At 44.0% G+C, this 22,348-nt stretch carries 11 protein-coding genes; 4 read left to right on the forward strand and 7 right to left on the reverse strand.

Annotation, left to right across the window (positions count from 1 at the left end; all coding sequences use genetic code 11):
* Positions 1-15: 15 nt before the first annotated feature.
* Positions 16-3,720 (forward strand): DEAD/DEAH box helicase, encoded by a 3,705-nt coding sequence (locus ACOOFG_RS02245; protein WP_420422020.1) that lies wholly within the window; start codon positions 16-18, stop codon positions 3,718-3,720.
* On the opposite strand, the gene ACOOFG_RS02250 is transcribed toward ACOOFG_RS02245, so the two are convergent.
* The gene (locus ACOOFG_RS02250; RefSeq protein ID WP_420422021.1) at positions 3,717-4,244 is read right to left on the reverse strand and encodes a rhodanese-like domain-containing protein; all 528 of its coding nucleotides are present in this window, start codon (positions 4,242-4,244) and stop codon (positions 3,717-3,719) included. The two genes, ACOOFG_RS02245 and ACOOFG_RS02250, sit on opposite strands and share 4 nt — an antisense overlap.
* A gap of 226 nt (positions 4,245-4,470) precedes the next feature.
* Between ACOOFG_RS02250 and der the strand changes: the two genes are divergently transcribed.
* The 3 genes from der (at position 4,471) to ACOOFG_RS02265 (ending at position 15,350) form a co-directional block, all read left to right on the forward strand.
* On the forward strand, positions 4,471-5,838 hold the full coding sequence (gene der / locus ACOOFG_RS02255) for a ribosome biogenesis GTPase Der (protein ID WP_420422022.1): 1,368 nt from the start codon (positions 4,471-4,473) through the stop codon (positions 5,836-5,838).
* Between the two features lie 306 nt (positions 5,839-6,144).
* Entirely contained in the window at positions 6,145-9,117 is a 2,973-nt protein-coding gene (locus ACOOFG_RS02260; RefSeq protein WP_420422023.1) for a hypothetical protein, read from the forward strand.
* Entirely contained in the window at positions 9,114-15,350 is a 6,237-nt protein-coding gene (locus tag ACOOFG_RS02265) for a DUF3638 domain-containing protein (RefSeq protein WP_420422024.1), read from the forward strand. The genes ACOOFG_RS02260 and ACOOFG_RS02265 overlap by 4 nt, the downstream gene beginning before the upstream one ends.
* On the opposite strand, the gene ACOOFG_RS02270 is transcribed toward ACOOFG_RS02265, so the two are convergent.
* The 6 genes from ACOOFG_RS02270 to ACOOFG_RS02295 form a co-directional block, all read right to left on the reverse strand.
* Positions 15,329-15,601, reverse strand: coding sequence for a potassium channel family protein (locus ACOOFG_RS02270; RefSeq protein WP_420422025.1), 273 nt, complete (start codon positions 15,599-15,601; stop codon positions 15,329-15,331). The two genes, ACOOFG_RS02265 and ACOOFG_RS02270, sit on opposite strands and share 22 nt — an antisense overlap.
* 15 nt (positions 15,602-15,616) lie before the next feature.
* On the reverse strand, positions 15,617-16,027 hold the full coding sequence (locus ACOOFG_RS02275; protein ID WP_420422026.1) for a hypothetical protein: 411 nt from the start codon (positions 16,025-16,027) through the stop codon (positions 15,617-15,619).
* The gene (locus ACOOFG_RS02280; RefSeq protein ID WP_420422027.1) at positions 16,008-18,449 is read right to left on the reverse strand and encodes an efflux RND transporter permease subunit; all 2,442 of its coding nucleotides are present in this window, start codon (positions 18,447-18,449) and stop codon (positions 16,008-16,010) included. The genes ACOOFG_RS02275 and ACOOFG_RS02280 overlap by 20 nt, the downstream gene beginning before the upstream one ends.
* Positions 18,424-18,888: an efflux RND transporter permease subunit gene (locus ACOOFG_RS02285; RefSeq protein ID WP_420422028.1), complete on the reverse strand. Its 465-nt coding sequence runs from the start codon at positions 18,886-18,888 to the stop codon at positions 18,424-18,426. The genes ACOOFG_RS02280 and ACOOFG_RS02285 overlap by 26 nt, the downstream gene beginning before the upstream one ends.
* Positions 18,889-18,951: 63 nt before the next feature.
* Positions 18,952-20,052, reverse strand: a complete 1,101-nt coding sequence (locus ACOOFG_RS02290) for an efflux RND transporter periplasmic adaptor subunit (protein ID WP_420422029.1) — start codon at positions 20,050-20,052, stop codon at positions 18,952-18,954.
* Positions 20,049-22,295, reverse strand: coding sequence for a TolC family protein (locus ACOOFG_RS02295; protein WP_420422030.1), 2,247 nt, complete (start codon positions 22,293-22,295; stop codon positions 20,049-20,051). The genes ACOOFG_RS02290 and ACOOFG_RS02295 overlap by 4 nt, the downstream gene beginning before the upstream one ends.
* Positions 22,296-22,348 lie beyond the last annotated feature (53 nt).

Below are 22,348 nucleotides of genomic sequence, written 5' to 3' on the forward strand. Positions count from 1 at the left end.
GTTTAGGTTTGAGTTATGACATTTCCCTTTAAGAGTGAACATGAGCAGCAAGGGGATCTCCTCATCCAATCTGGGGATGTGAAAAGCATCGTATTTTCAGAAGGAACTTACCAAGTTGAAGTCTTTGATCAGAAATTAGGTGAGACCTTTTGGCCTTTTTTACAGATCAATGATGAAGGGGAGCTCAAAGACTCATTTTGCACGTGCGAAACAGCAGAAGCTGAAAAATCCTGTTCTCATCTAGCCGCAGCATTTTTACAGGTGAGTGGCATAGAGCCCCTTCATATTCAGTTTCACTCTTCTTTTTGGAATCACCTTTGTTTCATGGCCTTCACTCGCCATGGAGCTGACACAGACGTTTTAGAAAAAAAAGGAGAGAAAGAGTTTAATTGCCTTTCACCGAAAGGAGAAATGCTTTTTTCCGTGAAAATCAAAACCCCAAAAGGTCAAGAGCTGCTCGACGAATATGTGTTCAATCGGGTGGCTGAAACAGAAGAAACTTCGCTAAAATTTTCCAATCTCTCATCGGAAGAGCTCGCTTTGTGGAAAAGAGGGACTCCCACTCAAAAATTGCAATACGAACTCTCGTTTTGGTCAGATCTTGCAAAATGGATGATGACGAAACAGCTCTTTCACGAAAAGTACTCAATCGATTTTCAAAATGCTGAAGCTGCTCTTCCTAAAAAGGTGGTTTGCCATTTTCCCGATCTAGATTTGGAGTTCTACATCGCTGAAGTGAATTGGGAAACTCTCATACCATCTCTTAAAGAGGTTAATTCGCCTCTTAAAGTGCATGAATTCCAAGATATTCACCTTCAGAAAATGACTTATCATCCCGAGACGAAAGAAATTCGAATCCATGCGGAGCCGATTGCAGAAGAGAAAATCAAAGAACGAACCCGAATTAAAATTGGAGAATGGGAATTTCAAAAAGGGGAAGGCTTTTTCCCTATCAAAATGAATCCACTTCTCAAAAAAAAGGTGATTAGTCAAAAGCAAATCGGTGAGTTCTTATCTCATAACTTCAAAATCCTCGAAAAATACCTTGTGGGAACAAAAATCTCACGAGATAAAATTAAACCCGCATATGAACTCAAGTTTGATGCTCAGAAGAGGTTGCACATTTCGTGTTATGCGTTTCAGGCGGGGGATTTGCAATCTCCAGAAGTCGCCTTTTTCAAACCGTGGGTTTACCTGAAAGAAGAAGGGTTTCATCCTCTTGATGAGATGCTGTTTGATGGATTTGAGAAGGTGATTCTGCCTGAGGAGATTGGGGACTTTATCAATGAGCACAAGTTGTGGCTCAATCAGCATGAAGGGTTTCAAATTCACTTGTCGAATGTGGAATTCCATTTGATTTATCGTTTTGAGGATTTAAAAAGGCTCCGTTTTGAAAACGAGTCGAAAGCTTTTGAAGGCTCAGATGAGATTCTTGACTTTGGAGATTGGCTTTATATCAAAGGGAAAGGGTTTTATAAAAAGTTGCGCGCACGTGGCCTTTTGAAAATCACACCTGAAACGGAAGTTCTTCATTCAGAGGTTGCTCAGTTCATTCATGAAAATCGGGAAGAACTCGAGCAGATCAAGGCCTTTTTTAATCCGCGTCAGCCTGTCGAAAGCGCGGGTTTGAGCATCTCGCTAGATTCGAGTGGGAAAATCCATATTGAACCCGAGTTTCTCTTTCTTGCAGACTATGTCGGCAAGGAGGTCCATTTTTTTGGGGATTTCACTTATGTCGAAGGAGAGGGTTTTGCTGAAATTCCTCAAGCGGCAAGACTTCCTGAAAAATACCGCCATCCCAGAACCATTTTAGAATCACAAGAGCCCTATTTTGTGACCGTCGAGCTTACAAAGCTCAAACCCTTCATCCAAAAAATAGATAAGCGTCTCAAACGTCCGCACAACCTCAACTTAAAAGTGAACTATCTCCAACAAGATCCGAATTCTCCCGGAAAAAAATGGATCATCGACCTTGTCTACGAGAGTGAGTTTGGGGAAGAGTCGATTGGTGTGATTAAAGAAGGGCTCGACCACAACCGCTCTTATGCAATTACGGAAGCAGGTCTCATTTTTTTCAAAGATCCCCGTTTCAATTGGCTACGCGAACTGTCTGAAACTCAAATTGGCTCGAATGGGCAAAGTGTCGAACTCACAACGCTTGAATGGATTCGTCTTAGAACGTATGAGGATGTGACGCAACCAACCGGGAACTCCGATAAAGAAAAGAAAACGCGCAAGTTGCTTGAGCAAATGGACAGCTTTGAATCGGCAGAGCTGCTCAATCTCGATGCTTTACAAAGTACCCTTCGCCCTTACCAAGAGATAGGAGTCAAATGGCTTTGGTTTCTCTACTCCTATGGACTTTCTGGTCTTCTCTGCGATGACATGGGGCTAGGGAAAACCCACCAAGCGATGGCTCTTTTAGCTGCAGCGTCTCATGCAAAAGAAAAAGCAAAGTTCTTCGTCGTCTGTCCGACATCTGTGATTTACCATTGGGAAGAGCTTCTCAGCCGTTTCTTACCAAGTTTGAAGGTTGTTGTTTTCTATGGAACGCAGCGGTCCCTCAAAGCATTTAATATCAAAGCTGACCTTTTACTCACTTCTTACGGAACGCTACGTAGTGAGAAAGAAGCCATTTCTAAAATTCCGTTTGATGTTGCCATCTTTGACGAGACCCAAATTGCAAAAAACATTCAATCTCAAACGCATCAAGCGCTTGCCGCAGTCAAAGCAGGGACAAAAATTGGACTGACAGGGACGCCAATTGAAAATCGCTTGCTTGAACTCAAGGCGCTTTTTGATGTGGTCTTGCCGGGGTATCTCCCTTCGCAAGCCCAATACCGTGAGCACTTCATCAACCCGATTGAAAAATATCAAGATAAAGAAAAAAGACAGCTTCTAGCCAAACTGATTCATCCCTTTGTGCTTAGACGTAAAAAAAGTGAAGTTCTGGACGATCTTCCTGAAAAAATCGAAGAGATTGCGCGCTGTGATCTTTCCGAAGAGCAGGTCAAGCTGTATAAGGAAGCGTATGTCAAATCGCGTGACAAACTTCTCAAAGAGATGAAAGATCAAAAAGGAGACATTCCCTACCTTCACGTCTTTGCACTGCTCAATACCCTCAAGCAAATTTGCAATCACCCCAGTTTGATTCTCAAAGATGTTGCAAACTATAAGGAGCACCAAAGTGGAAAATGGGATTTATTTGTCGAGCTCTTAAGCGAAACCCGTGCGAGTGGGCAAAAGCTCGTGGTGTTTACCCAATACCTCGACATGATGAAAATCATTGAGAGTCATTTGAAAGAACATGGCATTGGTTTTGCTGCCATTCGTGGGTCGACACAAGATCGAAAAAAGCAACTCGAAATGTTCCGTGATGATCCCGAGTGTGAAGTGTTTGTGGCGTCACTTAAAGCGGCAGGTACTGGAATTGATCTTACTGCGGCTTCTGTTGTGATTCACTACGACCGTTGGTGGAATCCCGCAAAAGAAAATCAAGCGACGGATCGAGTCCATCGTATCGGTCAAAATCGAGGAGTTCAAGTCTTTAAGATGGTCACAAAGCGGACCGTTGAAGAGCATATCCATCGCCTCATTGTCAAGAAAGAAGGTCTTTTAGAAAGTGTTGTAGGATACGACGACCAAGATCAGATCAAACACTTCAATCGAGAAGATCTCCTCGAGCTTATCAGTCAAATCAATAAAGACGTTGCCGGTTAGCGATTCCACGGCATTTTGGAGAGGAATGTTTCAGTGTAGCAAACGCCCCTTACTGCTGCATAGAGCATTCCAGCTCCTACAAAAAATGGAAGGAGAAGAAACCACCTACTCCAAGCAAAAGCAAGAATGAATCCTCCAACAATCAGCGATCCTGCAATGAGATAGACCTGCCGCTGAATAGAAAAGGGCACTTTTGTGCCTTTGGCAACAGGCAGCCCGGCTTTTTCCCAATCTTTGGAATGGCCTTGCACATGGACAAGTTTACTAGGGTCCACTCCCTCTTCTTCAAGTAATTCACAGGCTTGCTTACAGCGCACGCCAGCCGTGCAATAAAAGTAGATTTTATCGAGCTGATTGAGGGAATCTTTGTGCGAGCGGACGTCTTTGAAGGGGATATTTTCTGCTCCCTCAATATGAGCGGCCTGAAATTCGCCTGGCCCTCTGACATCGATAATTTTTTGATTTTTAGGAAGTTCTTTTTTTAAAACCTCTTTAAATTCTGCGAAAGAAATATCATCCATCATGCCATCCTCTTTCCCTCTTAATATCCCAGAAGGACATTTTTTACCACAGAGCACACGGAGAGCACAGAGAAAAATTTTTTAGAATTTCTCAGTGTCCTCTGTGGTCTCTGTGGTGAAGAAAAATACCCACACCATGTCTATTTCAAAGTCGTGCATTCCTGATAGTAAATTTTTTTTGGAAAGCGCTTTCTTTATTATTTTGGGCTGATAGGGTATGCTAGGGCGCATGAAAACAAAAATTGCTTTGATTGGACGGCCCAATGTAGGTAAGTCCGCTTTATTCAACAGGATTGTGGGAAAACGCATCTCCATTGTCGATGAAATGGAAGGGGTGACCCGGGACCGTCTCTACAGAGAAGGGGACCTTTTTGGCCGCCCATTTGAAATCATTGATACGGGAGGAATGGACCCGACAGGTGAGGTTGCCTTTGCTGAAGAAGTGAAGCGGCAAGCCGAAATTGCGATTGAAGAAGCCGACTCACTCATTTTGGTAGTCGATGCAACTGTTGGGATCACTACTCTTGATGAAGAGGTGGCACGCGTTCTGAAGCGGACAACCAAGCCTCTTTGCCTTGCGGTCAATAAAATTGATGGGGAACATCAAGAGCCTCTGCTTGCGCCTTTTTATGGCTTAGGAATTCAAGAGGTGCTTCCTGTTTCTGCCGTGCAAGGTCGGAACGTGGCAGAGCTCCTTGATAAAGCTCTTGCACCATGTCCCGAAATTGAGGAAGAAGAAGATCCTGCTGCAGGAATCAAAGTGGCATTGATTGGACGGCCCAATGTGGGCAAGTCAACCATGATCAACAAGTTGCTCAATGAGTCGCGTTGCGTTGTCAGTCCGATTCCGGGAACAACACGTGACAATATCGATGTCGAAGTCTCCTTCGAGGGAGAAACCTTCACGTTTATTGATACCGCAGGGATCCGACGCAAAAAGTCAGAGCATGAAGTGGTCGATAAGTTTGCAGCAATCCGGACAACGCGGGCCATAGAGCGGGCTGATGTTTGCCTCCTCATGCTCGATGCACAAGAAGGACTCTCTCACCAAGATAAGCGGATCATGAACCAGATTGAAAAAGCCGGCAAAGGCTGTCTGCTTTTTTTCAATAAGTGGGACTTGATCAAAGGGGTGCGGATGGAGCATTGCTACAAAAGTCTTGAAATTGAAGCATCTTTCATTCGCTATTGCCCAACGATCTTTGGATCGGCAGAAACCGGGCGGCATCTCGATCAAATTTTTTCTGAGCTGCGCAATGTCTACCACGACATGCACCAGCGTATTCCCACAGGAAAGCTTAATCAATTTTTAGAAAAAGCCATGCAGCGGCGTCATCCTCCCATGATCCAAGGGAAACGGCTGCGCGTCTATTACATGGCGCAGGTGACGACAGCCCCTCCTCGGTTTGTCTTCTTTGTCAATGATCCCAAGCGGATGAATGACACCTATAAAAAATACTTGATCAATCAGTTCCGAGAGGCCTATCGGTTTTTGGGAACGCCTCTCTTTTTTAGCTTGCGCGGGAAAAAAACTCGCGATGAGAAAAAATCAGAAAAAAGAATTATCGAAGAAACTGAGCTCGTTTTTGATAATTAATCCAGACATGTTTTTTAACGTAGGCTACCCAAAGGCGTGACTTTGCCTTGTTTAGAGTGATATTTTCTTGCACCTTGTTGAGGAAGCCTCTCAACATTATTAGGAAAGTTAAGTCGGTTTATGTGGTTTTGGAATGGGTTTTTGTTTGATACTTAATAAACATTAATTTTAATCATGTTTTATTTACTTTCTTTTGATTAATATTTGTTTTTCAAAATTAGGTTGTAAATAATTGTCAATCTTGGCATCATTTTACCCTGAATTAAATATATTTTGTCAGGAAGACATACATTTAAGGTAAAAAAGATGGCAATTCGTACAATTCTAGATCCGTTTATTTCTCATAAAGCAGTTCAAGACCTAAACGCATTAAAAAAGCAAACAACTGAAGGTGACTGGAGTCAAATGCTCCGCCTTAAGTGGGTTGTGGTTGTGGATGTGATTCCAGGGCTTGCTGCGAAATCAATCGGATATATTGCGGAACTCTTTTTTCACCTTGTATCATTTAATTTTTCGCTCATTTTTGCCGACATCAGACTTGCAACGAATGCAGGATTACAAACTCTAGGTTTTGCCGTGACTCTTCTTCCAGGTGGACTTGGAAAGTCGGGGTATGGTCTGATTGAATCCTTCAGAAAGTCAGAGTTTTGCTTCTTGATTTCTAGAGATATCGAATCTATTGCGGGTCGAGTGCGGTCTTCCTATCATGACAATGCTGAAAAAGACAAAGCTTTCGATGCCTTGCAAAAGCTTCGAGATGAAATGAATACTTTGGGGTATTTAACCTTCAAATCTTTGGATGAATTAAAGGAAGCTTGTGAACCCTTTCGCTATGCAGGGCGTGTAACGAGGACAATTCACTCTCTCCGCTATCTTGCCGTCAAACTCTCCCCAGATGTGGAGAAAAAGGGAACCGAAGTTCAAGCCATCGAACACAAGGAAACAACCCTACTTTCAGATAAGAAGAGCGACGTAGGGGCTCATTTGGCTCAACCGACAGATCTGACAAGTCTTTTTTCAGTTGTTCATGGGGGCTTTACAGGCGATCCATTCAATCCTGCGAATGCTGAGCAACTGACAGGATATCTTCTAGAGCTCATTAAGAAAGTGCGATCAAGTGAAAGAAAAGAAATGCATGCAGCTCTAAGTGATCACTCGGATCGCATCGACCTTCTTGAAAAAAGATTAAAGATTATCAATGAATTTGAAGTGTTGAAAAAGACGTGTGGGAACGATCATAAAAAGTTTGCTCAAAAGGTTCTAGAAAAACTTGCAACTGAAAAAACGATCAGCATTCCTTCGGGCGTTACTATGGGTCCTGCAGCGCAACGCGCTTACATCACATTTAAACTTGAAGAGCGAGATGGGAAGCAATGGGTTTCTGGTCAGGTGATCAATCTAGGTCGAGGTTCCGAAGGAGGGATATTTGATGATGAATTTGGCCGTATGCGCGTCCATCCAGAATTGGCTTTGCAGCCAGCACCTCTAGCAGAGGTTCAGACGAGCTTTTTTTGGCGCACTTTTCTCAACCTTGGTCATTCCACACAAGCAGATGGGAATCCGACTGAATTGACAATGGATGATTTTACAGAAAAACTTCTAAGCGAATGGCCTACTGGGACAGGTGCTTATCATCAGCGGGGAAAAAAATTACAGCTTGCGCCTAACAGTGAATTCACATCGTTAAAAGATATCATTCAGGATGTGTTGGGACCCGAATGTAGTCGCGTTTTTATGCTGGGTTTTTGCGACGCCGTGCTAGAAGACTACGCTGGAAAACACCCCATTACGAAAGAGAATTTATATGCGCTCAAAGAAACATCATCCCATTTGGCACGCTTTGCTAGACGCTCATTTACAGAAATGGAAGAGTTGTCAACAGCTATTCAAAAGAGGTTAGCGGTTCTTGATCGAGGGATTCTGACATTTGAAGAGAGTCAAAATGCTTCATGTCAACAAAATCGCGTCCCTTGTGAGACCCTGCTCCAGGAAAGCCATCCACACACAGTAAGTGTTTCGACTCATCAGCCACCCGTCACGCGGAAAGTGACCTTGAATCCTCCAGAAGGGAACCTTGGAGTCAAGCTTGGTTATTATTTAAGTGAAGGAATGGATTATCGTTACTCTGATCGGGATAAGCTTTGTATTTTACGACGAGGAGTTGAAACCATCCCTGCCGTTAACGATCCAATTTGGGAAACGGATGAGGGAATAGGATTGATAGACACTGTGAAGAGGTTAAAAAATGAGTGGTTCAGACAGTTGACTAGGCATCATCATTTTGGTCGCATCCTTCACATGGGATCGGATGATGCTGCTCTTCTTCTAAAAGTCGTGACGATAGAATTTAAGATTTATTCACATAAACTCGGGAAAAAAGAGGTTCGAAACTTTTTCTTGTCGCGAATGAAATCTATTCTGCAGTCTAATGGACTTTTTCTTTTAAGGCCTACTCATCCGGATAGGATGCAAGAATTTCGAGAATCTGTTGACTATATTCTTAAAGAAAGCTCGTCGCTTAAAGCTGCAGACAACGTTTCTTTGATGGAGATGAAAGTCTCGAGCATTGATGGACTTAGATCTTTTCCTCATTTGTATTACCTTTATGAGCATTTGCAAGCACACCCAGATCTTAAAGCTGAAATCAAAGATAAGATTAAAGATCATCGTTTACAACAAGACCCCCCCAACCATAAGCCTCCGACTGACTTAGATTGTGTGGTAGAGCTTTATTCTGGTTGGAGGCTTCATAATCATCCCCAAGAGCCAAAAGAGTGGAAGGAGTTGTACAATTGTTGGGGAGAGTTCTTCCACTATTTTGGAGTAAGGTCTTCAACTGATAATTTTAGTAGGTTTTCTTACTTTGGGTATGATGTTTCTGGAACTTACTACTTTCAAGAGCAGTTTAGTGGGGTTTATAATTCAAGAACAGGATTTACCGAAAATTTTCCTCGAACAGATGATAAAGAAGCATGCCAAACAAATCTTTTCCTCGAGACCTATCCTAATATCGAAGGAGAAGAGGCTCAAAAGCTTTTGCCGATTCTCAAAAAAGAGCTGCGTTATGATGACATGGAGAAAATTCACGAGAATCAGCATCTGCTCCTCAATGAAGGAATTGAGATTGAAGAAGAAGGGATGCCGTTTTATGAACTCCAAAGCCTTCTAGGGATCACAACCTATAAAGATCTTTCGATTGACCTTGTGGTGAAACATTTTGACCGTTTTTCCCACGGATGCGGAAGCAGATTTTCTGTACGTTTTTTCAAGCTTTTTTGACAGAGGTTTTTATTGAAGAAGGCAACACCCATAGCTTGCTTGAGCACGCCTGTCAAAAGCATCCTGAGCAAGTGTTTCAGCTGCTAGACTTCCTGCAAAAAAGACGTATCAGTTCAAAGCGATATAATTGGGATCAGACGACTAGCTTTCTATTTTGGATGGAAGGAGTTGCCCTTTCCTACTTGGTCCGATACCAAAAAGATAATCCTCAAGTCGAGACAGCGTATCAGAGCTTTTTAATGCAGACGCGATACCTCATTGAAAGAGAGGAAGAAGCTGAGCTGCAACTTGAGCTTTCTGGACGTCTTGTCTCTCTAGGGCCGTACTTTGAAAACACTTCCAAAAAAGATTCCTTTAGTGACTTGATCAATCGTGTTGTAGGTGGCGTTTCTGATGCTCCTGACAGACCACGCGAAGAATCGAGAAGATTGGATCATGGTTTTGTCACGCATGTGGGTGACATTGAACGAACGACTTTGGAAAATCGGACAAGAGTGGTGCATACGGAATCATTTCAAGGGGTTTACAGACGTGTTCCTTATGCTCAGTTTCGAGATAACGGTGTTCGTGCAGGAAGCTATCCTTTTTCGACTCACTTTGAAGAAGATGGTTTAGAGGTCTATAGACAAGATGGGCGAGATTTAGTTTTTAAACAAGGAGAGATCCTTCCATCATACTGTGTTGAAAATGGACGGATTGAACTGCTTGAGAAAGGAAATCGGACAGGTCTTTACCTTGCGACATCTTCTTATGATGCGCCAATGGGCCAATTTTTTGACCGTATTGCCGCTCCAAAAGATCTATACATCTGGAAAAATGCCCGAAACGAAGTCATTCGAGTCGATTACAAGCAGTTAGGACTGACCCTCAATTATGAAAGAGATCCTGAAAACCCAGCTATAGGGCGCTGGATGAGCTCGTCACATCCAGGGTATTATTTAGATTCTCGTTTTCAATCAAAGGAATTTGAGCCTTCGTCTCATTACCTTGTTTTACGCAACGGTAAAGGGCAGCGAGTTGTTTATGTTCTTGAGGCACCATTCGCAACTTCTGGAATGCGAGAGGGACTTACAGGAGAAACTCTCTTTGCGATTTCGAAAGAAAGTGCCAAGTCTCTTCTTGTTTATCATTTAGATGAAGCGGAAGAAATGAATTTTTCTAAAATGGGGCATGAAGAGCTGCTCTATGGAATGTATCTTGCTTTGCAAGAGCGCAATTACGACAAAGCAGCACTTTGGCTGAAAGAATGGGAAAAACAAAAGCCTCTACATACTGAGCGCACAGTGCGCATCATGAATTATTTTATCATGAACCTCGGAAAAGTTGGTTTTGATACGAATCCTCGCTCTGTAGCCATTCGTTTGAAATTAGGACTCAGCATACTCAATGACCCACTCTACAAACTCTCAGAACAAGAACAAGAAGCTTTGAATGAGGCTTTAGTGCAGGATGGAGTGAGATATCGCCATGAGCAAAACAATGTATTTCCATTTAAACTTTCTGAGCAGCAATTCGAGCAATTGAATACTCTCATCCCATCGAATTTCGTTTACTATTTAATGATTCAATTTCAGACGTTGGTCAAGAAGTTAGGCGCATTTACTAAAGGCGCAGATCTGTGGAGCATTCCATATGACCGGATCCCTTTTTCAACAGATGCGCTAAAAGATCTCAAGGGAATTGATAATGTCATGCGTCCTCACGAGACATTTACTCAGAACTTTTTAGCCTATTATCATTTAGCAAAAACAGCAGACTCCTCAGACCCACGTATCGAAGAGTTGCGTTATTTATTAAGGTCTTGCGCTTTAGATAAATCGGATACGGTCAAAGCTCTCAGAGAAATCCTTTTGGGAGTGCTAGACAATCCTTTTGCTTTCCCCGAAACAGAAGAAATTCTTGTTTTGCAAGAGACGTTTTCAACGCAGCAAGTGATCACTCAGCTTTATAATGATGCTAGGCAAGCGAACTTTGTGGCCTTCATCTCCGAAGGATTTTCAATTGTTTATACGATGGCAAAGACCTTTGCATTGCAAACTTACGAAACGCATAAGGCAAAAATGGTTTTATGGGCAATTCAAATACTGCTTGTCGCCATGATGTTGCGCATCCCAAGCCGCTTTTTAGGTCCTTTTGCAGAGCTATGTGAAGAGCGCTACTTTGGCCTCTTTTTCCGTTCACTTCTTGCGGGGATTTTAAGACCTGCGATTGAGTGGAGTTCCAGAGAGCTAGAAAGGCTTAAAGATCCGATCATGGATCGGATTTGGTCACGTGAAACAAAGCAGTCTCCTTTTCTTCAGCCGACCGTGCCAGAAGAGATCTTTACCCCGACACTGACGTTTAACTCCCAATTAGGAGCTCCAATTGAAACGTGCCTACGCCTTCAAAGCTCAGATGATCCTTATCTGATTCCCGAAAGGTGTGATAAGAGCGAAGATCTCGCAACCTTAGAAGAGATGCACCGTAAATTCACTGCTGAAAAAGAAGATTCACGCGAACCTTGCGTTCAAAGAGAACGCGCTAAATTCCTTGAAGGAATACAGCAGAAAAAAGCAGAGCTCGAAAGCCTCCATGGCTCGGTGCAATACAAAATCAATCAAAATCGCATTGAGGCTCTTTGCGCTGTTGTTCAAACAGAAAAAGATAAATTTGCGCAGACTGCTACAGAAAAAAGCAGCCTCATCTTACGTATTGCTCATTATCGTCCAGCAGAGCTTCAACTGGAAGTCAAAGGTGGATTGCTTCAGGAGCTGTCATTAGAAGAATTGATCGTTGCTTTTGGGCGAAAAGATCACGAGAAAATCTTGCGGAGTAACCCTTCTCTTTCGCGGGAAGAATTAACGCGTCTTGAGCAGCTCATTGGAGAGTATCTCGTTGCTAAAACAGCTGCTGATCGATTAGACGTTGCATGTCAAAAATTGGCCCAAGCACAAACATTGCATACACGTTTAACAGAGACCCAAGGCCGCTTTGGATTCACCAACGCTTTCTATAACTGGCGTGGACAGTACCATGATCCTGCTAAAGATCAGCGAGAAGTCGATGCCCTGCTTGCTGACAGTTTGGCAATTCTCCAAGCGAAAAGATGTTTCTCTGCTGCCCAAAATCCTCACCTGCTCGTCTTCGAATACTTCATGAAGTTGACATTGAGAGAAAATCAGGTGGCATTCTTGGAGCGTTTAACAGGAGCCATGGGAGATCCTAAAGCTCTAGAAAGCATTTTAGAAGAAGCGCATACAGGATTTGGAAAATCAAAAGTCGCGATTCCACTTTGGCTTTACTTGACAAGTCAATCGGGGAGGATTGCCATGATTACAGTTCCCGAAACGCTTCTTAAAGAAATGCGGATTCACTTGAAACAAGTTCTTGGAAAAGTCTTTGACCAAGGCATCTCCCCCATTTACTTTGATCGTACGCGCGCAAACGACTTGAATTACTTGAAATACATCAACCAAGTTTTCGAAGAAGCTGAAACAAATGGAAAATGCGTGGTCATTTCGATCAACTCACTGCATGGAATTGCCGTCTTGAAGCACAAAGAAAATTACTTTAGGCGCGCACAAGAAGGTCTTCCAGCAGAGTACATCGAAGAACTCGATAAAACGCGCGAAATCTTAGCTGACAAAGTCTCGAACTTTATCGATGAAGCGACTGACGCACTTTACATCCGTTATTCTTACGACTATTCAGTCGGAAGGAAGAAACCACTTGCCTCTTCCTACATTGAAACGACAAGAGAGCTGTACGATCTTCTTGTAGAAGAAGACGAGCTTTTAAAAAGAATCGACTTTGACTTCATGCGACAAGAAGAAATAGACGAAAATCAAAAGTATGTCGATGAAGAAACCTATGAAAATGTTGTGCTACCGGCTCTCATTGAAAGTGTGATCAAAAAATTTGCGATCCCAACAGAGCATCAGGCTGCCGCTCGCGTAAGTTTAGCTGGAGGGTATGATGCTGGATGTGAAACATTCTTCAGCTCGCTGAATCAAAAAGATCTGAAACAGTTTGCTCAGGTTCGTAGAGAACTGGTGACCTTTCTAAGACAAAGCTTCGGCTGCCGCTGGAGCGAACGGTATAAACTTGGAGAAGATCGGATTGCCTATCCTGCGCGAAACGGAAAACTCATTCCACGCTCGCAGTTTTCTGCTCTTGACCTCATTTTGAACTTCACGATGCAGGCGAATATCAGAGTGCCATTTGAGATGAAACATGTCGAAGACTTCATCGAAGGGCTGATCAATGATTCTCTATCAAAATCTCAGCAAGAATTTGAAGGATGTATCGGATTCCGCGTCTATCAAAGATTTAGTGAGATGCTCGGGGGATTGCCGCAGTTTGCCGAACTGAAAAAAGGGGATAAGCAGGCGCTCCTTGATGCAATCAACCGCTCTCCTAAAAACCGCCTGCTATTTACAGAAGGCTATGTCCTTCCTAAGCTTGAGTACTTCCCTCGCAAGATTGTCAGTTATCCACAACTTATCTTCAAAAGGCTTCACAACCATGGGGCAACCGGAACACTGAGTGAGAACGTGCCCAGTGGCTTTAAGCTCAATTTTGATCCCAAAACGATTTTCCGTAACTTGATTGTGCTCTGGCAAAAGTCGAAAGAACAAGTTTTCACCATTCCGAAGTTGGAAGGAAAAGCACTGATTGATCATCTGTTCCGCGATTTCAATGGGAGTTTTAATGTGATCATTGATATTGCTGGATACATCCGAGGGTTCTCGTCAAGTGAAGAGCTAGCTCGCGCTGTCCTCGCTGCAACAGCTCACAGAGCCCCTCCTATTGATGCAGTTGGCTTCATCGATTCAGAAGGAAGAAACCTCATTCTGAAACGGGGCGCCTCGGCTCCTGTTTTACGTTCCAATGCATCGATTGATGTGGACCGAGTTTTCCAGGTTTACAGGCAAGAAGACGTCATTGGATTTGATATCAACCTTAACCGTGAGGCTAAGGCCATCATTACAGCTGGACGGTTCACTCGCAGAGACTTTTTCATGCAAGGAGCCGGACGTCTGCGTGGTCTGAACAGTGGAATGGTTGCTTCTTTCGTGACGATCGAAGAAGAAATGGAGTATATCCGTGAAGCTCTCGAGCTTTCGAAAGAACACAAGATGCTTTTCGAAGACCTATTCTCATACGTCTTTAACTTGGAAGGCGAAAAACAAGGGGACGAAGCTTTTGACGTCATGTACCATGAATGGCTAGCTAATATTGAGCAGCTTTTCTGGAGTAAAGATCTCAACATGTCAATGGCAGAGCGGACAGCATTGTTCAATAAATTGGGCAGCTTCTACTGTCAAAAAGTTTTCCAAGATCCAGAGGCCTCTCTCCGTCTTACACGTGAAGAGCTCGAAATTGATGAGGTGACAGAAGGCTCTAAAAAAGAACTTCTTTCAACATTCGCAAAGATCGTGGAAGAGCATCCTGATCTTGCAGAAGAGTATGGACCTGACAAATTAAGGCCGCTGATTGAGGATCAATTTGAAAAAAGTCGTTTAAGAGAAAAAGCGACCCAGCTTCGAGGTGGAACTGAACTTCAACTGTCATTTTCTGAAGTTGAGCAAGAAGACGATAAAGACCTTGAACTTGAGATGATTCAAGTCAAAAATCTTGCGCGAAGCACAGCGCTCTTCTTTGAGCCTGAGGAACCTCAGCCTCTTGAGCGTCCTTATGACGATCTTACTCAATATCATAAAGCTCAACGGTTCCATCCTAAGAGTGAGAGGTACGTGAATCCCGACATTCTTTGCTGTGACAACTTCTTTAGAATTGCAGAGTACATGCCAGAGCTTTACCGCGTGACGATGAAGCCCGCACGTTACTCGCTCGTTGTTCAAAACCATAAAGATAAAACCTACCGAGTCGTGTTGCTTGACTTGCATACTGCGAATGAAATTTATGCAGCAATGAAACGCGATAAGGAAAAAGGGCGCGTGCGTCATGATGACATGGATTACTATCTCGTTGGAAATGATAAGATGAATTGTCTCGCTGAAAATGGTAAAGAGAAATGGACTCGTGAGACTGCCGATGAGCCTAACTTAAGAGCTCTCATGCTGGAAGCACGACCTTACACAGGAAAACTCGACTTTGACCATGAAGACCAGACAAAGCTCCAAGAAGAAGAAATAGCAATCCCATTCTTCAAAACCATCGAAGACCGATTTGTTAAGCCATGGCCTTACTATCAAAGGTCTATTGATAATTACTCTGCTCTCGTTTTGTGAGAAAGGTAGAGTCCTAGTAGACGAGCGATCACTGTTGCGATATACAGCTGCCCCGTGATGGCTTCAATAATAGAGAGAAACTTAGCCCCAGGGAAGAGGGGGATGATGTCCCCATATCCCAGCGTTGTCAAAGTGACAAAGCTATAGTAGAGCAAGTTTTCAAAACGGAATGTCAGCACATCTAAGTAGCCTTGCTGGAAAGGCCCTGCTTCGACTCCTTGAAATGCTGTGGAGATCGCGTAGTCAATCACAGCAAAGATCAGAGCTCAAGCAATTCCAAGCAGCATGTAGACACAGGTCGCTCCATAAACCGTGTTCATGCTCACTTTTTTGACCTTAAAGATCGCATAGAAAATGGCAAAAATCATGAAACTCAAAAAGAAAAACGTTAACACATAGTTCAGCATGATGCTTGCAGTATCCGTGAAATAATAAGTCAGCCAACGGGTGACGAGCGCCGGAATACAAAAGATAAGCCCAACATAAAATTCCCTCTTTGAGACGCTGACTGTGTACAAGGAAGTGAGAAAGACCAGCGAAAAAAGGACATTGAAGACAACTTGCGCCATCGGTTCTTGGTTAAAGAAAGGAAATAAGCCCAAGATGAGTAGCAGCGATGCAAGCAAAAAGATGTAGCCGTACTTTTTCCCAAAATGTCTATTCTTGAAGATCTCCATACTGCACCTTTCTGTAGCTAACTTTGAAAAAGAGGGAATAGAGCATCGGCACAACACCTAAAGTGAGCACCGTTCCAATCATTAATCCGAAAATGATGGTAATTGCCATCGGTTCCCATAGAGGTCCTCCGCCAATCCAAAGCGGAATCAAGCTGGCCGTTGTCGTAATTGTGGTCAGCAAAATGGGACGGAACCGTTTGACCGCTGCTGCGACAATCGCCTGCTGAGGCGTGCGGTTTTCTTCTTCTTGCTCAATCCGTATGCGATCAATCAACACAACAGCATTATTAATCACAATCCCCGCAAGAGAAATCATCCCCAAAATCGTCATGATTCCAAAATAAGACTGTGTCACCAGCAGTCCAAATACCACACCAATAAACGATAGAGGAATGGTGAGCAAAATGATGCCTGTTTTGCGCAGGGAGTTGAACTGCGCTAAAAGTAAAATGACAATCATCACAGCTGCAAATGGAAGCTTTTCAAAAATAGACTTTTGCGCTTTTCCCGATTCTTCGTTTTCTCCTCCAAGCTCCCACTTGTAGCCAACAGGCCACGACTCACTTTCCTTTTGGAGCCAAGGAATGAGCTGTGTTTCAACTTCATTTGCGGTGAAACCATCGTGCAAGCTCGACATCACAGTGATCGTCTTGAGCCGATTGCGGCGAAAAATGATCGAAGGTTGCCATTCAATGTAAACATCAGCAACTTGAAGCAGGGGAACAGACTTTCCTGTGCTTTGAGAAAAGACATTGAAAGCTTCTGTCCCGATCAGATCAAGATCACGTGCCACAACCGAGCGAAACACCATCGGAATCAAATCGTCATCTTCCCGAAACTCGGTGAGAACTACCCCATTGATAGCCGATTCTAATGAATACGCAATGTCTGCATTGGAAATGTTTGCCCGCTGTGCCCGGGCATCATCGACAATCACGACAACTTTTTTCCCTTTAAGCCCCCAATCGTCATCGATATTTTTGGTTCCTGCAATGGTCCCAAGTTTCAGCTTCACTTTATCTTCTAATTCGTACAAGTCCTCGAGATTTTTTCCCGTAATGCGCACCTCAATCGGGTTTGTCACAGGTGTTCCTTCTTGCAAAGCGCGCACGCGCGGCTTCACATCAGGGAAGTTTTCAAACAAAAACGTGTCGAGTTCCTGAACAAGCCTGGAAATTTCTTTGCGATTGCTCACTGTAAAGAGCATAAAAGCATAGTGAGGATTAGGTGGTTCAGGATCGTGTTGCAGACGGAAACGAGGCCCTCCATTTCCAATAAATGTTGCCCAAGAAACCACCCTACCTTGTTCTTCTTTGGCCAACATCTTTTCTTCCACAAACTTCTCGACTCTTTGGATTGTGTCTTCCGTGCGCCAGATTGACGACCCTACGGGAAGTTCAATCTCAGCAGTGAACATGGGCGTGCTGCTTGGAGGGTAAAAGATTTTAGGAACAAAGTCGTCACCAATGATCGCTAAAACAAACCCTCCAACGATGAGCCCTAGCATCAGATACCGTTGCTTAAGCATGAAAAAGAGAATCCGACGATAGGTTCCATAGATCTTCTCGGCAACTTGACTAGATGACGACTTCTTTTTTCCATTTTTCTTGATAAAGGCAATGCATAAAGTCGGAATCATCGTCAGTGCAATGCACCAAGAAAAAAGAAGTGTCATTGTCACTACGAGAAAGAGCGAACCAACATACTCTCCCGTTCCCGATTCTGCTAAGTAGAAGGGGAGAAAAGCCGCGCAAGTTGTGAGCGAAGAAATGAGTAAAGAAAGGCGCAGCTCCTTCGCCGATTGAATCGCGGCATCGAGAGGCTTTTTATTTTGAGTTGTGATTTGAACAATGATGCTTTCTGCCATCACAATCGCATTGTCGACCAGCATCCCCAATGCAATGATCAGTGAAGCCAATGTGATTTGGTTCAGTCCAATCCCTATAAACGACATCGTGACAAATGTGATGAGAATCACCGTTGGAATCAAACTCGCGACAATGAATCCGACTCGCATGCCTAAAAAGAGAAACATCACCGCACAGACAATGATGATTGCCTGAATCAAATTCATTACGAAATCGTCGATTTTTTTCACCACCCGCTCGGGTTGATAAGCCAGCGTTTCAAATTCGATTCCAATGGGGTAGTAGAGACGGTACCGTTTTAGAACAGCTGTGACTTCCTCGCCCATCTTCAGGACATCCCCATTGTCCCGTAGTGAAATGGCCAGTCCAATACTCGGTTTTCCATTGCTATGCATGATGGAGAGAGGAGGGTGGATATAGCCTCGGTACACCTCGGCAATATCTGAGAGCATCACCATTTGATTGGTGTTAGGAATGGGAATCAACGTCTGTTTAATGTCAGTGACATCAACGTAATTTCCCGTTGGCTCAATAAAACTCGACTTTGGCCACATCGTGCACTTCTAAAAGTTCATTGCGTAAATCCTCAGCGATGTTTTCGATCTCTGCATAACGGAACCCATCCCAAACAATTCCCACCACAATTCCATAAATGTCCCCATAGTCATCATTGACATACGGCTTTTTGGCACTTAAGGGGAGTTCCCGCTCCGCATCTTCGACTTTGCGCCGCACTTCGTCCCAAATAGGACGCATATTTTTGTATTGATCGAGGATGTGCACTTTGATGACCGAAACACCTGTTTTCGACTCACTTTCGATGTAGTCGACCTCTGAAATCTGCTGCAGCTGCTTTTCAATTTTATCAGTCACAAGCATCTCTACCCGCTCAGGGCTGGCGCCTGGCCAATGCGTTGTCACCTCAGCCGTCCGGACAGTATAAAGAGGATCTTCTGCTCGTGACATCGAAAAGTAGACGAACACGCCTGTCACGCACAAGAGCAGGATCACGCAAAGGGTGAAAAGTTTTTTACTGCAGGCAAGCTTTGTAATCGTTTACGTCCTTTTCTTTTCAAACATTCGTGTATCTTTCAGGCGTTTCACCCTGCGGCCATCTGCAAGGTAGCGAAGGCCCGCAATGATGAGTTCTTGGTCTGGCTTTAAGCCCGACTTGATCACAATACCTTGAGGTAAAAGTTCTCCAATTTTGACGTAGATTTTCTTCGCCACACCTACCCCTTTTCCTTCATCTTGAAAGATGTAAACAAAGTGCCCCTTCTGATCTTCACCCACGGCTTCAAGTGGTGCAATGATGATATCTTTTTCGCCTAGGTAGGGACGGGGGATGAAAGCCTTCACGGCCATTCCAGAGCGGAGACGGGGATCTTGATTTTCAAGTGCAATGGTCACTGGAAACGTAGCCCCTTCTGTCGCAGAAACTCCCACTTCACTCACGAACCCCTTAAACGGTTCATCAGGCAAAGTGTTGAAGTAAACATCAACCGGATCACCTTGTTGGATGTCAGCAATCGATGACTCGGGAATGGCGATTTCAACCTCCAATGTCGTTCCACATGTTAAGGTTGCAATCTGTTGTCCTGGTTCAATGTTTTCATTCACCTCTACGTGTTTTTCCGCAACTTCGCAGCCATTGTTTTCTGCACGGAGAAATGTGTAGCTTAGTTCCTTTTGTGAGAGATCATATTCCGACTCTGATTGCTCAACCGCTGCCCGCGCCGACTCATAAGAAGCCCGCGCTGTATCTAGCTCGTCTCGGCTCGCACTTTCACTTTCATAAAGTGTTTTAATCCGTTTGTAATGCGCGGATGACTGCCTAAGTTGCGCCGTGGCTTTATCCAAAGTCGCTCCTGCTTTTTGTAAGCGCAGCAGAAAGTCATCTTCGTCCAAGCTTGCAATCATTTCACCTTGCTTCAAACGATCACCCACATTGATCGGCAACTTTTCAATGAGTCCACCAACACGAAAACTGACATTGATGAACTTTTGAGATTTTGCAAAACCAGAGAAAATCAGTGGGGGATTTCCTTCAAACAGCTCCACTTTTTCAGTTAAAACAGGGCGGACCTCTTCTTGAATCTCTTTTTTCTCGCATCCTATCAAGAAAACAGCCGTCAAAAAAAGCCAAGCGTATCTCATTTCTTATCCTTTAATGCATCAATTAGAAAAATTTTATATTCCTGACGCTGCTCAGCATCGAGGTAAAAATCAAACAGGCTTGTCGCCCGTTGAAACTCCATATAGTTGATCAGGTAGTCGTAAAGTGAGTTGTAATAATTTTGTTTCGAGACAATCATTTTGTTTTGCGCATCGAGCAAATCGACGATCGAGACCACCCCACGTGCATAAGAGTTCGTCACGATGACGAGATTTTTTTCAGCCGCATCAGCTGCTTCCTTCGCCAGGAAAATCGTCTCATAGCTTGCCTTCATGTTGTCAACGGATTGGATGACGGCCTCATCGATCTTTTCTTCCGTTGCATCGCGCTCCGTTTTCAGCCGTTTCATTTCAAAGTAAGCCTTATTCTTTTCGCTATTTCTTCTCCCTCCAGTAAAGAACGGATATTTCGCCACCACACCAACAGCTGATTCCATCGCCGAACCCGAAATCCCCGGAGCCGTGGCAGTTCCAGCACCACCCCGATAAAGGTTGTTGGAAAACTCTCCGAAAAGAGAAAACTCCGGCAAATAAAAAGCCCGCTTCGTCGCAGTCAGTTGACGTTGACTTGCTGCAATTTCAGAACTGAGCTGCTTCAATGTTGGCGATTGATCGTGCGCAAAAGCAGTCATTACTTCCTTAAAGTCCTGCAGCCTCGATGGCGTATTGAGATGGGGAAGCAGGTGGCCATAATCAAGGGTGAGGTTCGTGTCAAACGGATTGATATCTTCTAAAACAACAGGGTAGTGCAACGGCCTGTTGAGCAATCGATTGAATTCGGTCTTCAAGTTTTCAATCACCGCTTCCAACTCGACCAAAGCATCACGGTTTGTAGCAATTTCACTTTCCCACCGGTACACCTCAGAAAGTCTAGCTTGCCCAGAATCCACCAGTTCATGCGCTCGTTTCAAATTCGCTTTCGACAATGCGACATTTTCTTCTGCAATCTTGTAATCGGCCTTGAGCCGCAGAATCGTCAAATAAGCAATCGCCGTATCTAAAATGATGTCGAGCTCAAACGCATCTCGATTGTACTCGCGAGCGCGTTGCAATTTTTTCTCAATCGAATAATCGGCCACCTTGCGCTCATCATAAAGCATCTGACTCACAGAAATCGTACTTCGAATCAACCGCTCTGGCTGTAGCCCAGCCCCAGCACTGGCAGTGTTGCGATCAATCCGCCTTCCTTCTAATCGCGTATCAATTTGCGGCATCAAACGAGAAAAGTTGCGCAAGACATCTTGCCAACCTGCTTTAACAAAGTAGTAATCGGTTAAAAAGTCCAAATTGTTTTCTACTGCAATTGTCGTGGCTTGCGAGAGTTGCAGCATTTCATACTTTGGCGGTTTCACCCGATCGACATATACTGCTTCCCGCATCACATTCCACGGAAACTCAATCCCAATTGCTTTCGCCGTCCGATCATTGATAATGAGTTCTTTTGCCCGAAAAAATTGAAAGACCATTTCTTGGTTGTTTCCCGAAAGAAGGAGCTCTTGCGCATCCAGTGCAATGCGCCGCGCTGCACGGAGAATTTCCTCCTTCGGCGTCATCGTCATTAGCACCCCTGCCTGGACCTCTAGCTCCCCATAAAGAGAAAAGCTCGGCAAGTAGCGGTCGTTCACTCCATTGATGAGCTTTTGAAATTGCTCATCACTCATCCGCCATGTTGGCAAAAACACCACTCCGCTCATGGTCGTTTCGTCAAGTGCTTTAAGAGCAGGCTTTGCTTCATCGACCACGGGAATAAAATAAGGAATGATACTCGCTTCCTGCATCTTTTCTTTGATCAGCTCCCGAATCACCGGAAACGCTGGATCTCCAAGCAAAGAAGCATCCCCAATAAATGCCAACACATCAGCGTTCGTAATTTTTGCAAACGTGTCGATCTCACTCAAAACAGTTAGGGGACTCGTGTAATAACCCACTACAGGACTTTCTTGAATTGAAAACGTCCTATCCGCTGTTGAAAACAAATTGATATTTCTTCCAATGACAGCCCGTTTAGGTAAATACGATTTGCTGAGCAGTTCATAACTACTCAGTACTCCCATCGTGATGACCAAGTCAATGTTGGGATCATTCAGTGCGCCATTGACATTGCGACGGATCCCTTCCATATTCCACGCATCTTCAATTGTAATCAGATTTAACTTGTACTCCGCCCCCAACAGATCGATGAGCTCAGCTTTTGTTTCGATGGAAAACGTTTCTTCATGATGCATCGGCCCGTCATAAATGAGGGCAATATTGGCACGCGGTTTCCCAAAAAGAAAGC

The organism is Simkania sp., from assembly GCF_965215465.1.
In the GTDB taxonomy this organism is placed as follows: domain Bacteria; phylum Chlamydiota; class Chlamydiia; order Chlamydiales; family Simkaniaceae; genus Simkania.